We start from the raw sequence: 13,867 nt of genomic DNA, 5'->3' as shown, positions 1-13,867 counted from the left end.
TCACTCTAGTTCTGGGCAAGGCGTGCGGGATTCGACGTAAACAGCCACGCGATGCCGAGGAAGGGTAGGACGAGCGGAACGAAACCGTATCCGGCGCCAAAATGTGACCACACGGTCGCGCGGGGAAAGAGCTCGGGGTGGAGGAAGGAGACGATTCCGATCGTGATGACGCCGAGAGCTTCGAAGATCACGGCCCCCCACGCGATGCGTCGCATCCGCTTTCCGTTATGCGCCAGCGATACCGTGGCCAGGATGTAGATCACGGCGGCGAGTGCCGACAGGCTATAGGCAAGTGGCGCTTCGCTTGGGTTGCGGATCAGCTGGACAGCGGATCGAGCGGTGGCGGCAAGGGCAAAGATGCCATAGATCAAAATCAAGACGCGCCCAAGCCCGTAGGCGGGTCGACGCGTATCAGTTGCCGATGTCGTTACCGTGCTCATGCCACCCATATCTGCCAGACCCGCCACAGGCATACGACCTGCGACAGGGATACGATCACCATCGCGATAGACGACGTTCGCGTGCGATCAACGAATGCCCATGCGCCAGCAATGGGCAACAGGATCAGGCACGTCAGCAGATAACCCCACAGAGTTATTGCATCGGAAACGACGTAGCCGCGAGCCTGGTGTATCCCCGCAATAATAGCCGTCACCACGACTACCGCCTCGATGACCGCAGCGAAAATCAGCTGCTTGAAAATGACCGCCCGATCAACGATGGCAAAGTAGGCAGCCCACAGCGCCAGGACACCCGTCAGCGCGGCAGACAACCAGATGGCAAGATACACGTCCGCCAGATTACCGTGTCCGCTTACTCTGCGTCGTCTACCCTATGGTGTGTGAACACAGTTGATTTGCATGCCAAGAAACTATCCGCTCTGAAGTCCGACATCCTCCTTTTGGGCGCAACAAAGGTCGATGACAAAGTCGTCCCGTTCTGCGGCTCTCAAGTCTCCGAAAAAGCTGATGCGGCACTGGCCGCTTTGATCGATACCCTCGACGTGTCCTGCAAGGAAGGCAGCGTCACGAAGGTCGTCTCCGATGAGTTCTCCATCCCGGTGGCAATCGTCGGTGTTGGCGAGGATCCATCTCCGGAAGCCCTGCGCCGAGCAGTGGGCTCCGCGATCCGCTCGCTTGCAGGCTACTCCCACGTCGCCATTGCCCTGCCCGCCTCCGGTGCCGAAGAAGTTGGCGCGATTGCCGAGGGCGCTCTCCTGGGTTCCTACGCGTTTGCGCAGTATAAGAAGTGCGATAAGGACCCGGTTGAAAAGGTCACGATCGCCACTACTCTGGCCGGCGAAAAGGACGTAAAGGCCGCCGTTGAGCGCGCGTCGATCCTGTCCTCGGCAGTTAACCGAGCACGCGACTTGGTCAACATTGCTCCGAACGATCTCTTCCCCGAGACCTTCGCCGACTACGCTACGCAGGCCGCTAAGGGCTTGAAGATTAAGGTCGATATTCTCGACGAAAAGAAGCTCGATGCTGGCGGCTACGGTGGCATTCTCGCGGTCGGGATGGGCTCGACTCGCCCGCCACGCCTCGTCCAGCTGTCTTACTCCCCGGCCAAGGCGAGCGGCCACGTGGCGCTCGTCGGCAAGGGCATCACCTTCGACTCGGGTGGTTTGTCTCTGAAACCTGGCAAGGGCATGGAGACGATGAAGTGCGATATGGCAGGCGCCGCAGCGGTCCTTAATGCCGTCGTCGCCGCCGCCGAGCTCAAGCTCCCGGTCAAGGTCACCGGCTGGCTGGCACTCGCGGAGAATATGCCGTCCGGCGGCGCACAGCGTCCCGGCGACATCATCACCATGCTCGATGGCACGACGGTGGAAGTCCTCAACACCGATGCCGAAGGCCGCCTGGTGATGGCTGATGCGCTAGCGCGCGCCGTTCAGGACGAGCCCGACGCGGTCCTCGACGTCGCGACCCTGACGGGTGCCGCTGTCGTTGCTCTTGGCGAGCGGGTCGCGGGCGTCATGGGCGATGACGAGCTGCGCTCCGATGTTGTTGCTGCTGCCGATGCTGCGGGCGAGGCCTTCTGGCCGATGCCGCTGCCGGAGGAACTGAACGATGGCCTGAAGTCCCCCGTCGCAGACCTGCAGAACATTGGCGGGCGTTGGGGCGGGATGCTGAGCGCTGGCCTCTTCCTCAAGCACTTCGTGAAGGACACTCCCTGGGCTCACCTGGATATTGCCGGTCCGGCATTCCACGAGCATGCGCCCTACGGCTACACGGGTAAGGGTGGCACCGGCTTCGCAGTGCGCACCCTGGTCAACCTGTTGGAGAACTTCGAGAAGTAAATCCCCTCGATCACAACGGTCCCGCACCAAAGGTGGCCCGCCTCATAGCGGCCACGGTGCGGGACCGTAGTTGCTCGAGCGCTACTTAGTGGGACAATGGTCCCGAGGATATTCAACGGGGCGCATGGCCCCATCCATGAGGAGTAGCACGTGACAGATACGCCGACGTACGACATCGTCATCCTAGGAGCAGGAAGCGGTGGCTACGCCGCCGCGCTGCGTGGCGCTCAACTCGGACTGAAAGTCGCCCTGATTGAAGGCGACAAGCTCGGTGGCACCTGCCTGCACCGCGGATGCATCCCCACCAAGGCGCTGCTGCACGCCGCCGAAGTCGCGGACACCGCCAAGGACGCCGCTTCGGTTGGGGTCAACATGAGCCTCGAAGGCATCGATATGCCAGGTGTCAACAAGTACAAGGATGGAGTCGTCGCTCGCCTGTACAAGGGTTTGCAGGGCCTCGTGGCATCCCGCAAGGTTGAGCTGATCAACGGCTGGGGCAAGCTCGTTGATAAGGACACCGTCGAAGTCGACGGCAAGAAGCTCAAGGGCAAGAACGTCATCCTCGCCACTGGCTCCTACTCCAAGACGATCCCCGGCTTGGATATCGGCGGCCGCATCATGACGAGTGAGCAGGCCCTCACCCTCGACGAGGTTCCGAAGTCCGCGATCGTCCTCGGCGGCGGCGTTATCGGTGTCGAGTTCGCCTCCGTGTGGAACTCCTTCGGCGCCGACGTCACGATCATTGAAGGTCTTCCAAACCTCGTGCCGAACGAGGATCCCTCAATCTCCAAGGCGCTGGAGCGCGCGTTCCGCAAGCGCAAGATCAACTTCAAGACGAACACGATGTTCAAGTCGGCGACGCAGGACGAGAACTCGGTGACCGTCGAAACCGAAAGCGGCGACTCCATCACGGCAGACGTGCTGCTGGTCGCCATTGGTCGTGGCCCCGTGACCAAGGATCTCGGCTACGAAGAGCAGGGCATCTCGATGGACCGGGGCTTCGTTCTCACGAACGAGCGCCTGCACACCGGCGTCGGCAACATCTACGCCGTCGGAGATATCGTTCCCGGCCTGCAGCTCGCTCACCGCGGCTTCCAGCAGGGGATTTTCGTCGCCGAAGAGATTGCCGGCATGTCGCCGCAGGTCATCGAGGAGTCCGGCATTCCGCGCGTAACCTACTGCGAGCCCGAGGTCGCCTCCGTCGGTATCACCGAGGCGAAGGCCAAGGAACTCTACGGGGATGACAAGGTCAAGGTCGTCGAGTACAACCTCGCAGGTAATGGCAAGTCCCAGATCCTGAAGACCACCGGTTTCATCAAGCTCGTTGGTGTTGAGGATGGTCCGATTGTTGGTGTCCACATGATTGGCGCCCGTGTCGGCGAACTCGTTGGCGAAGGCCAGCTCATCGTCAACTGGGAGGCCTACCCCGAGGATGTCGCCGCCCTTATTCACGCTCACCCGACGCAGGACGAGGCCATGGGCGAAGCCGCCCTGGCCCTGGCCGGCAAGCCGCTGCACGCCCACAACTAACGTTTGAACTAAGGAGACAACTCAACATGTCTGAATCCGTCAAGATGCCGGCACTCGGTGAATCCGTCACCGAAGGCACCGTCACACGCTGGTTGAAGGCTGTCGGCGAAAAGGTCGAGGTCGACGAGCCACTGCTCGAGGTCTCGACCGACAAGGTCGATACCGAAGTCCCCTCCCCTATTTCGGGAACGCTAGAAGAGATCCTCGTCGAGGAAGACGAGACTGTCGATGTCGGTGCAGAGTTGTGCCGCATTGGTGATGGCTCGGGAGCATCCGATGAATCCAAGGACGAAGAACCCAAGGACGAGCCTAAAGACGACGAGCCTGAGGAAGAGCCCAAGGACGAGGAACCCAAGGAAGAGCCTAAGGACGAAGAGCCGAAGGACGAACCTAAGAAGTCCAGCGGTGGTTCGGGGGGCGAGGCTGTCAAGATGCCGGCACTCGGTGAATCCGTCACCGAAGGCACAGTCACGCGCTGGTTGAAGGCCGAAGGTGACAGCGTCGAGGTCGACGAGCCGCTGCTCGAGGTATCGACCGACAAGGTCGACACTGAAGTTCCGTCCCCCGTTGCAGGAACGCTGAACAAGATCCTCGTCCAGGAAGACGAGACCGTCGATGTTGGCGCTGACCTCTGTTTGATCGGTGATGGTTCGGATTCCGGCGATGCCGATGATGAGCCGGCCGAAGAACCCACGGCTGACGAGCCCAAGGACGAGAAGCCTGCCGAAGAAGCACCGGATCAGGACGAGGCGGAGAAGGCAGAGGAGCAGCCGAAGGCTGACACTGACGCCAAGGCCGAGCCCTCGGATGATGATGATCCGGCCGAGGTCCGCTCCGCTCCGTCGCGCTCGGTGAAGTCCGACCAGGTCTACGTCACCCCGATCGTGCGCAAGCTCGCCAAGGACAAGGATGTCGACCTCTCGCAGGTCGTTGGCACCGGCGTCGGTGGCCGTATCCGCAAGGAAGACGTCCTGGAAGCCGCTCGCAAGGCGGAAGCTGCCAAGGCTGAAGCTGCGGACGCAGCTAAGGCAGCTCCGGCTGCGAAGAAGGCTGCTCCGGTCGAGCCGAGCCCGCTGCGCGGCACGACGGAGAAGATGTCGCGCCTGCGCAAGGTCATTGCCACCCGCATGGTGGAGTCGCTGCAGACCTCCGCTCAGCTCACGACGGTCGTCGAGGTCGATGTCACGCGCGTTGCTGCGCTGCGTGGCGCGGCCAAGGACAAGTTCGCGGCAACCGAAGGCACCAAGCTGACCTTCCTGCCGTTCTTCGTTAAGGCCGCCACCGAAGCGCTGAAGGCCCACCCGAAGATCAACGCCACGATCAAGGACGACCAGGTCGAATACCGCGACACCGAGAACATCGGTATTGCCGTGGACACCGAGCGCGGCTTGCTCGTGCCCGTGATCAAGGGCGCCGGCGATCTCACGATTTCTGGGATCGCTAAGTCCATTAACGATCTGGCGGCCCGTACGCGTGACTCGAAGGTCACCCCGGATGAGCTCTCCGGCGGCACCTTCACGATCACCAACACTGGTTCTGGCGGTGCGCTGTTTGACACCCCGATCATCAACCAGCCCGAGGTCGCGATCCTCGGCGTTGGAACAATAGTGAAGCGACCGATGGTTGTCAAGGACGCCGACGGTAACGAGTCGATCGGTATCCGCTCGATGGTCTACCTCGCGCTGTCCTACGACCACCGTCTGGTCGACGGCGCCGATGCAGCTCGCTACCTCATGGCCGTGAAGGCTCGCCTCGAAGAGGGCGACTTTGCCGCCGAGGTCGGCCTGTAACAGACCGCTTCATCGGGCCCGGAACTCCATTCGAGTTCCGGGCCCGATTGCTATGATTCGGCGCGTTCACACGCTTCGATCAGTGAGATTCTGTCCGCCTCGATCGTGAATCGCATGCACACAGCCTCCGACGCGGGCACCTGCGCTGCCTTACCGTCCTCGAGGCGGCTGTGCGCGCTAGCGCTGACCAGCCCTTCAATCCCGTTATTTACCTCGAGGCCCTCGCGGAAGTCGGTCTCAAGACCAGCAATACGAACCTTTGACTTGGCCCATTCCCGTAAGGTCTGTCGATCGGTAAGGAACGCTGGTGCCTCGGGTGTATAGACCCGCTCGAGCAATTGCTGATCGCCCGACATCAACGCCTCGTCTCGCAGCTTGAGCAAAGCCTCGAGCCTGCTGATCGGATCGACCACCTCAACCTTGGTGGGCAGCGCGGGCTGGGTCGCAGGCGCCAGAGTCACATCAACATGCGAAATCCTTCCTTCGGCAGCCTCGCTCATGAGCGCCCGACCGCCAAACCAACCACCCAAGATGACGCACCCTGCTGCGAGGATCGCGGTCACTTTCGGGACGACGCTGCGCGAGCGTCGGGCCCGCGCGCGACATCGCGGCTTGATTTCGGTTGCGGGCAACCGGCGTCGAATCCGTGCCGCGGCGAGAGAGGCATCGCTTGGCATGCTCACGGGCTCGGGGCGTGCCAACTCGACGTGGCGAGCCACGAGGTCTCGACAGCTCGGGCGCGCTGTCGGATCGTGGTGCAGCGCGTCGTTCAGCAGCGCAGTGAGACAGTTGACCGGTGACAACGCGCGTATGAGCGCAGCAACGGAGTAGACATCCCCCGCGATTGAGGCGGGCCCACCGGCCATTCGCTCCGGCGCAACAAAGCCCTCGGTACCGACTTCGGTTGACATTGGAGCGCACACGTCGATGAGGATCGCTTGTCCATCGGCGGTGATCATGACGTTTTCACTACTCACATCGCCGTGAATGATTCCTCTCTCGTGCAGCGCTGCCACGGCAGAACCAACGCCATCCCAGATGTGCGCGATCTCCGGTCCCGATAACTCGCCGCGAGCGGCAAGAATAGTGGCGAGGGTCGTTCCGCTAAGAGCCTTGTAGGCCACCATGACCCGTTCATCATCGACGACGACAACATCGATCACCGTGACGATGTGAGCGTGGTGCATTGTTCGAAGGTTGCCCAGACGACGCTGAAATGCGCGGGCTTCTTCGGCGCTCGGAACGGCAACAAACGCGAGAACACAGGCAGTGCCCGCTGGCGTTCGCCCTTCAAAGACGTCGCCGGCTGACAGCTGGGTCAGGACCTGGTATCCGCTGATCTCCATGTGCCTACGCTAGGCATGAAACAAGGCCCTTCTAGAGTTATCCACAATCGGACATTTTGGGCGCAAGCGATCGCGTCAGTTAGGATCGAGGTCGTGCGCGTTGTAGATCTCTTGACCACCGGGCGCCGAAGCTACGGTGACGTCGATACGATCCAACGAAACCTCCATGCAGACCTCGTTGCCGGACGCGGCGAGCCCGCACTCGTCCTGTGCGAACTCGACAGCGTCTACACGGCAGGTCGGCGCACCGCGCCATGGGATCGGGTTGATCCCACCCTCGACGTCATTGACATCGACCGGGGCGGCCGCATCACCTGGCACGGTCCCGGGCAGATCGTCGCCTACCCCATCATCCGACTCACCACTCCTCTGGATGTCGTCGCCTATGTCCGGGCCCTGGAAGCGGCCGTCCTCGACACGCTCGCAGATGTGGGCATCACGGGCGACCGGGTTGCGGGCCGATCCGGGGTGTGGCTGCACGAACCGGAGCGCAAGATTTGCGCCATCGGGGTGCGCGTTGCGCGCGGAGTCACGTTGCACGGTATTGCCCTGAACGTCGCCAATTCCCTGGAGCCCTATCGCGCGATCGTCCCATGCGGAATCTCCGATGCCGGTGTTACGACGATGAATCACGAGCTCCCAGGTTCATTCCCGCCCGCTTCGCTGCCTGAGGTCGCCGCACAGTTGGCCACCCACCTCACCGCCCGCCTTTCTCCCCTATCCGCTGATCCCCTGATTAAGGAAGTCGTATGACGATCGCTCCCGAAGGCCGCCGCCTGCTGCGGGTCGAAGCAAAAAACGCCGAGGTTCCGATCGAGCGGAAACCCGAATGGATCCGGACGACGGCCTACATGGGTGAGCAGTATCGGGACGTGAAGTCCCTGGTTCGCGGCGCTTCCCTGCACACCGTGTGTGAAGAGGCCGGATGCCCCAATATCTTCGAGTGCTGGGAGGATCGCGAGGCGACCTTCCTCATCGGCGGCGAGACGTGCACGCGACGCTGCGATTTCTGCCAGATCGATAGTGGTCGCCCGGGTACCTATGATCGTGACGAGCCCCGCCGCGTTGCCGAGTCTGTCACGCACCTGGGCTTGAAGTACGCCACGGTCACGGGCGTCGCCCGCGATGACCTGCCCGATGGCGCTGCCTGGCTCTATGCCGAAACGACACGGCAGATTCACGCCGCATCCCCCGGCACCGGCGTCGAGCTGCTGATCCCCGATTTTCGCGGCCAGGCCGACGCACTCGCCGAGGTCTTTTCTTCTTCTCCCCAGGTCCTTGGCCACAACCTAGAAACCGTGCCACGGATCTTTAAGCGCATCCGGCCGGCCTTCCGCTACGAGCGCTCCCTGCAGCTCATCTCCGATGCTTCCGATGCCGGGCTCATCACGAAGTCGAACCTCATCCTTGGTATGGGCGAGACGCGCGAGGAGATCGAAGAGGCCATGCGGGACCTTCGCGAGGCCAAGTGCGACCTGCTGACGATCACGCAGTACCTGCGGCCATCGCGGTTGCATCACCCCATTGAGCGCTGGGTGAAGCCCGAGGAGTTCGTCGAGCTTTCGGAGCTCGGCTACGAGCTTGGCTTTGCCGGCATCATGGCTGGCCCGCTCGTCCGCTCGTCCTATCGTGCGGGCCGCATGTGGGGTCAGGCGATGGCCAAGCATGTCCGTCACATCCCGGATGCTCTCGCGCACCTGTCCCAGCCGGTGACGGCTCATCAAGAAGCTTCGGCCGTCGCGCAGCGGATGCGTGAGCGGGCCGCCAAAGAGCCGGTAAGCTAACAGACATCATGTCTAGCCAATCAACTGCACCCGCGAAGCGGCGCTGGTATCACAACATCGCGGACGCCTACCGCGTAACTCAGGCGTCCTTCCCGTGGATGAAATGGGCACTCATCGGCCTGTTCGTCGTGATCTTTGGTGGCGCGCTCGCCTGGGGTATCGCCTCTGGTCACTGGCTCTACATCCCCTTCTTGGGGCTGCTGCTCGCTCTGCTCGCCATGATGATCCTGCTGTCGATGTACACGCGGCGGGCGTCCTACATGCAGATCGAGGGCCAGCCCGGCGCCTCCGCTGCGGTGATGCAGCAGATCAAGGGCTGGAACATGGAGCAGGAGCCGGTCGGGATGAACCCGCGGACGCAAGACATGGTCTTTCGTGCCGTCGGACGCCCCGGCGTCGTCCTCGTGATCGAGGGACCTGTCAGCCGCACGAAGCGCATTGTCGGCGATGAGGAACGCAAGCTGCGTCGTATCCTGCCCAACGTCGATATTCACAAGCTGTATGTCGGCAACGGCGAGGGCCAGGTCAAGCTTGGCAAGCTCGAATCCGCGATGCGTAAGCTGCCCAAGAAGCTCACCAAGCAGGAAGTCGCTGCCGTCGTGAAGCGTCTGAGCTCGCTCGGCGCGATGAAGCTGCCGATCCCCAAGGGCATCGACCCGTATAAGGCTCGCCCGGACCGTCGCGGTATGCGAGGCCGATAAGAGCTACCCCAAGCGCGCATGACCACATTATGCGCGCTTGTTTCTTGCCTGCCCCCTTGCTCGCTACGATCAGTAGTGCCCGGCTCCGCCAACAGAAAGGCCGCCATGTTTACCACCGCCGCCGAAGCCATCGAGTTCACAAAAACCGAAGGCGTGCAGTTCATCGACGTTCGCTTTTGCGACCTGCCGGGAATCATGCAGCACTTCAACATACCGGTGCAGGCCTTCACCGAGGACCTCTTTACCGAGGGGCTCATGTTTGATGGCTCATCGATCCGGGGCTTTCAGGCGATCCACGAGTCGGACATGAAGCTCGTGCCGGACGTGACGAGCGCGTTTATCGACCCGTTCCGCCCGGCGAAGACGCTCGTCGTCAATTTCTTCATCGTCGACCCGTTTACCGATGAGCCCTATTCGCGCGACCCGCGCAATGTCGCGGCGAAATCCGAGGCGTACCTGCGCTCGACCGGTATCGCCGATACCGTCTACGTCGGGGCCGAAGCCGAGTTTTATGTCTTCGACGATATTCGCTTCGCGACGTCTGCCGCCGGCGGGTACTACCACATCGATTCGGAGGCCGCGGCGTGGAATACCGGTCGCGTCGAAGACGGTGGCAACCGCGGCTATAAGACGCCGTATAAGGGTGGTTACTTCCCCGTCTCGCCCTCCGACCACTTCTGCGACCTGCGCGATGAAATGGTGCGGCAGATGTATGCCGTCGGGCTCAACGTCGAGCGCAGCCACCACGAGGTGGGCACCGCCGGCCAGCAGGAAATCAACTACACCTTCGACACGCTGACCGCCGCGGGCGACAACATGATGAAGTTCAAGTACGTCATCAAAAACGCGGCGTGGGCGGCCGGCAAGACGGCGACGTTCATGCCGAAACCGATCTTCGGCGATAACGGCAGCGGGATGCACTGCCACCTGTCGCTGTGGAAGGATGGCGCCCCGCTGTTCTACGACGAATCGGGCTACGCAAACCTGTCGGATACGGCCCGGTGGTTCATCGGCGGCCTACTCGAGCACGCACCGAGCCTGCTCGCCTTCACCAACCCGTCGGCCAATTCCTACCACCGCCTCGTGCCGGGCTTCGAGGCACCGGTCAACCTCGTCTACTCTGCGCGTAACCGTTCGGCTTGCATTCGCATTCCGATCACGGGCACCTCCCCGAAGGCCAAGCGCGTGGAATACCGGGTGCCGGATCCGAGCGCGAACCCCTACCTCGCCTTCGCCGCCCAGCTCATGGCGGGCCTGGACGGCATTCGCAATCGGATCGAGCCTGCCGAGCCCATCGACAAGGACCTCTACGAGCTCGCGCCCGAGGAGCACAGCCAGATCGCGCAGCTGCCCTACACGCTCGACCAGGCGCTGATCGAACTCGAGCGCGATCACGACTACCTGACCGAGGGCGATGTCTTTACCGACGACCTCATCGCCACGTGGCTCGATTACAAGCGCACCCACGAGATTGAGCCGCTGCGCCAGCGTCCGCACCCGCACGAGTTCGAGCTGTACTTCTCGATCTAGCCCTCGCCGTACATGGCGGGCTCCGCGACCGCGCGGGCGCGGCGGGCGCGGCGGGCCCACTGCTCGTCGAACTCGTCGCGTTCGGTGACCTCGGGGCCGACGAGGCCGCCGATCAGCGAGCGCTCGTGGGCATCCGCGGGGATGACGTCGATCGCATCGCCGCTGCGCCGCAGCGCCAGGGTGGCGCCGGCGCGGATGTGGCTCGCCATCCGCCAGGCCGCCAGCAGGCGCTCGGCCTCCTCGGTGCTGAGGTAGCCGAGCTCGCTCGCGGCAGCGATCGCAGCCTTCGTGCTCGTGGTGCGCAATGCCGGCTCGTCGGCGCCATAGCGCAGCTGGATGAGCTGGATCGCCCATTCGACATCGGCAAGGCCGCCCGGCCCGAGCTTGACGTGCCGCGCCGGGGCGACACCGCGCGGCAGGCGTTCGGTTTCCATCCGCGCTTTTAGGCGTCGGATCTGGCGGAGATCGGCCGGGCTCGGGCCGCCTACCCGGTAGCGTGCGGCATCGATGCCCGCACGCAGGCGCTCTTCGAGAGCTGGCGGCGCGGCGAGGATGCGGGCGCGGATGAGTGCGTGACGTTCCCACGCCTCACAGCGCCCCGCTAGGTAGTCGAGGTAGGAGTCTGCGCTGCGGGTGAGGGCCCCGGATTTGCCCTCGGGACGCAGCGCCAGGTCGACGGCTAGTGGCGGGGCTTCGGCGGGATCAGCAAGCAGCGAGCGCCACCGGGTCACGAGCCACGTGGCATCGGCGGCGGTCATGTCCTCGTAGATCACGACGGTGTCGGCGTCGGAGGAGTAGCTCATCTCGCGCCCGCCCATGCGTCCCATGGCGATAATCGCGAGGCTTCCGCCCACCTGCCGGCCGTGCACGCCAGCAAAATCGTCGCGCGCGGCGCGCATCGCGTAGTCGACGATGACGTCGGCGACGTCGGTGATCGCCTCCTGGCGCGTCGTGGAAATCCCCTCGATGACGTCGCTCATCGCCGCGCGCAGCAGTTCGCGCTGGCGCATGCGCCGCAGCAGCAGCGCGCGCGTAGCCGCATCCTCGTGCCGGGCAAAAATCGCCTCGGCTTCCGCGGCGAGTTCCTCGCGCGTGCGCGCGGCGCGTCGCTCCGCCTCAGCGAGCCAGGTGACGGCGGTCGGCACGGCGACGATGTGCTCCCCGATATAGCGTGACCGGCTGAGCAGGTGCGCGAGGGTGAGGGCGACGTCGGACTCATCGCGCAGCAACCCGAGGTACCAGTGGGTGGTCCCGAGCTCGTCGGACAGCCGGCGGAAGGCGAGCAGGCCGCCGTCGGGATCGGGACCGGCGGCAAACCACGAGAGCAGGACGGGCAGGAGTTGGCGTTGGATTGCCGCGCGGCGCGAAATTCCGCTCGTCAGCGCCTCGATGTGGCGTTGGGCGGCTGCCGGATCGCGGTAGCCGATGCCGATGAGGCGCTCGCGCGCGGCGGCCGGGCTGAGCGAGAGGTCATCGGCCGATAGCTGCGCCGTCGCGGGTAGCAGCGGGCGATAGAAGATCGCCTCGTGCAGGGTTCGCACGCGGCGACGAACCGCCTCCCACTGCTCGGCGATATCGCTGACGCCGAGCAGGCGCGAGAGGCGCACTTGGTCGGCGGGCGCGGTTGGCAGCGTGTGGCTGCGGCGCAGCCGGTGGAGTTGGATGCGGTGTTCTAGGGTGCGCTCGAAGGTGTAGCACGCGGTGAGTTCGGCGGCCGCCTCGCGTCCGATGTAGCCCCCGGCCGCGAGTGCGGCGATCGCGTCGATCGTGGAGCGCACTCGCAGCGTCTCGTCGGTACGCCCGTGCACGAGTTGCAACAGCTGGACCGTGAACTCGACATCGCGCAATCCCCCGGGGCCGAGCTTGATGTGGCGGTCCTTGTCGCGCGGGGAGATCGAGGCCTGCACGCGGCGCCGCATGGCTTGCGTGTCGGCGACGAAGCCGTCACGTTCGACGGCGCCGAAGGCGAGCGGCCAAATCTCGCGCTCGTAGCGTTCCATGAGCTCGGGATCGCCGGCGATTGGGCGCGCTTTGAGCAGCGCCTGAAACTCCCAGGTGTGCGCCCACCGGGTGTAGTAGGCGCGGTGAGCGGCGAGGGTTTTGACCAGCGGCCCGTCCTTGCCCTCGGGCCGCAACGCAGTATCTATCGGCCACAGCGGCGGCTCGGGCCCGTCGGGCGCCGTGCAGATCTCGAAGGTGTGGCGCACGAGCGTTGTCGCGAGGGCGAGGCCCGCCTCGTCGGTGTCGGTGATGGGGATGAGGTCGACGTCGGAGATGTAGTTGAGTTCGCCGCCGCCAAGCTTTCCCATGGCGATGATCGCGACGGGAACGCAATCGGCCTCCGGGTGCTTCGCGCGCGCTAACTCGAGCGCGGCGCGCAGCGTAGCCGTGACGAGCTCACTCATCGCGCGCGCCACATCCGGCATCGCATCCGGCGTTCCCGCGGCAATATCGGCCGCCGCGATCTCGAACAGGCGCCGGTAGTAGGCCGCGCGAAGCTCGGTGGCATTGCCCGGCTCGCCGAGGTCGACGGCCGCGGTCAGCGAGGGGGCCGCGAGCGTGGCAAGCACGTCCGGGTGGCGCAGCGTGATCGCGCTCATGGCCCGGGAGGCGCCAAGGAGGGCGGCGAGCAGGGCCCGCGGCCCCGGCTCCCGCCACAGTGCGCCGAGCTGTTCCGGATGGGCCTCGGCCAGCTGGACGAGCTCGACGAGCGCACCGTCCGGATCTGCCGCGTGGGCAAGGTCCTCGGCGAGATCGTCGTCGAAGGCCCGATCGGTTCGGCCCAGTGCTCGGCCCAATGCGGCCGCGAGGCGCTCGGCGCGCGCGGGATCGCTGAGCCGGGCTCGCGCCGCAAAGGACGCCAGGTAGGGCGCGCGCTCACTCACGG

General features: G+C 64.2%; 11 protein-coding genes. 7 read left to right on the top strand and 4 right to left on the bottom strand.

What is annotated here, in order from left to right; genetic code table 11:
• Positions 1-5: 5 nt before the first annotated feature.
• Positions 6-440 carry a hypothetical protein gene (locus BLU67_RS01740; protein ID WP_092561396.1) on the bottom strand — a complete coding sequence of 145 codons (435 nt, stop codon included), beginning with the start codon at positions 438-440 and terminating at the stop codon, positions 6-8.
• The gene (locus tag BLU67_RS12350) at positions 437-790 is read right to left on the bottom strand and encodes a hypothetical protein (RefSeq protein ID WP_222842322.1); all 354 of its coding nucleotides are present in this window, start codon (positions 788-790) and stop codon (positions 437-439) included. The genes BLU67_RS01740 and BLU67_RS12350 overlap by 4 nt, the downstream gene beginning before the upstream one ends.
• Before the next feature lie 51 nt (positions 791-841).
• On the opposite strand from BLU67_RS12350, the gene BLU67_RS01735 reads away from it, so the two are divergent.
• The 3 genes from BLU67_RS01735 to sucB all read left to right on the top strand — a co-directional run bounded on the left by BLU67_RS01735 (position 842) and on the right by sucB (position 5,619).
• Positions 842-2,299: a leucyl aminopeptidase gene (locus BLU67_RS01735; RefSeq protein WP_222842321.1), complete on the top strand. Its 1,458-nt coding sequence runs from the start codon at positions 842-844 to the stop codon at positions 2,297-2,299.
• A gap of 150 nt (positions 2,300-2,449) precedes the next feature.
• Positions 2,450-3,829, top strand: a complete 1,380-nt coding sequence (lpdA, locus tag BLU67_RS01730) for a dihydrolipoyl dehydrogenase (RefSeq protein WP_092561392.1) — start codon at positions 2,450-2,452, stop codon at positions 3,827-3,829.
• 26 nt (positions 3,830-3,855) lie between these two features.
• The gene (gene sucB, locus BLU67_RS01725; protein WP_092561390.1) at positions 3,856-5,619 is read left to right on the top strand and encodes a 2-oxoglutarate dehydrogenase, E2 component, dihydrolipoamide succinyltransferase; all 1,764 of its coding nucleotides are present in this window, start codon (positions 3,856-3,858) and stop codon (positions 5,617-5,619) included.
• A 50-nt stretch (positions 5,620-5,669) separates the two neighbouring features.
• Here the strand turns inward: sucB and BLU67_RS01720 are convergent, their stop codons facing one another.
• A complete protein-coding gene (locus BLU67_RS01720) occupies positions 5,670-6,965 on the bottom strand; it encodes a protein kinase domain-containing protein (protein WP_092561389.1) in 1,296 nt (431 codons plus the stop codon).
• A gap of 93 nt (positions 6,966-7,058) precedes the next feature.
• On the opposite strand from BLU67_RS01720, the gene lipB reads away from it, so the two are divergent.
• From lipB to glnA, 4 genes are all read left to right on the top strand, one after another.
• Positions 7,059-7,718 (top strand): lipoyl(octanoyl) transferase LipB, encoded by a 660-nt coding sequence (lipB, locus tag BLU67_RS01715; RefSeq protein WP_261976993.1) that lies wholly within the window; start codon positions 7,059-7,061, stop codon positions 7,716-7,718.
• Entirely contained in the window at positions 7,715-8,749 is a 1,035-nt protein-coding gene (lipA, locus tag BLU67_RS01710) for a lipoyl synthase (protein WP_092561385.1), read from the top strand. The genes lipB and lipA overlap by 4 nt, the downstream gene beginning before the upstream one ends.
• 8 nt (positions 8,750-8,757) lie before the next feature.
• Positions 8,758-9,450 (top strand): DUF4191 domain-containing protein, encoded by a 693-nt coding sequence (locus BLU67_RS01705; RefSeq protein WP_092561383.1) that lies wholly within the window; start codon positions 8,758-8,760, stop codon positions 9,448-9,450.
• Positions 9,451-9,555: 105 nt separating this feature from the next.
• Positions 9,556-10,980, top strand: a complete 1,425-nt coding sequence (glnA, locus tag BLU67_RS01700; RefSeq protein ID WP_092561599.1) for a type I glutamate--ammonia ligase — start codon at positions 9,556-9,558, stop codon at positions 10,978-10,980.
• On the opposite strand, the gene BLU67_RS01695 is transcribed toward glnA, so the two are convergent.
• Positions 10,977-13,865 (bottom strand): bifunctional [glutamine synthetase] adenylyltransferase/[glutamine synthetase]-adenylyl-L-tyrosine phosphorylase, encoded by a 2,889-nt coding sequence (locus BLU67_RS01695; protein WP_092561381.1) that lies wholly within the window; start codon positions 13,863-13,865, stop codon positions 10,977-10,979. The genes glnA and BLU67_RS01695 overlap by 4 nt on opposite strands.
• Positions 13,866-13,867: the final 2 nt, after the last annotated feature.

Origin of the sequence: Bowdeniella nasicola (assembly GCF_900107735.1) — a bacterium.
GTDB lineage: Bacteria > Actinomycetota > Actinomycetes > Actinomycetales > Actinomycetaceae > Bowdeniella > Bowdeniella massiliensis.
The sequence above is the reverse complement of the archived record's forward strand: the minus strand, read 5'-3'. Positions and strand labels throughout refer to the sequence as shown.

Excerpts from the sequence above, each read along its gene's own strand:
- BLU67_RS01720 (WP_092561389.1), bottom strand. The coding sequence starts at position 6,965 with ATGGAGATCAGCGGATACCAGGTCCTGACCCAGCTGTCAGCCGGCGAC.
- sucB (WP_092561390.1), top strand. The coding sequence starts at position 3,856 with ATGTCTGAATCCGTCAAGATGCCGGCACTCGGTGAATCCGTCACCGAA.
- BLU67_RS01705 (WP_092561383.1), top strand. The coding sequence starts at position 8,758 with ATGTCTAGCCAATCAACTGCACCCGCGAAGCGGCGCTGGTATCACAAC.
- BLU67_RS01740 (WP_092561396.1), bottom strand. The coding sequence starts at position 440 with ATGAGCACGGTAACGACATCGGCAACTGATACGCGTCGACCCGCCTAC.
- lipA (WP_092561385.1), top strand. The coding sequence starts at position 7,715 with ATGACGATCGCTCCCGAAGGCCGCCGCCTGCTGCGGGTCGAAGCAAAA.
- glnA (WP_092561599.1), top strand. The coding sequence starts at position 9,556 with ATGTTTACCACCGCCGCCGAAGCCATCGAGTTCACAAAAACCGAAGGC.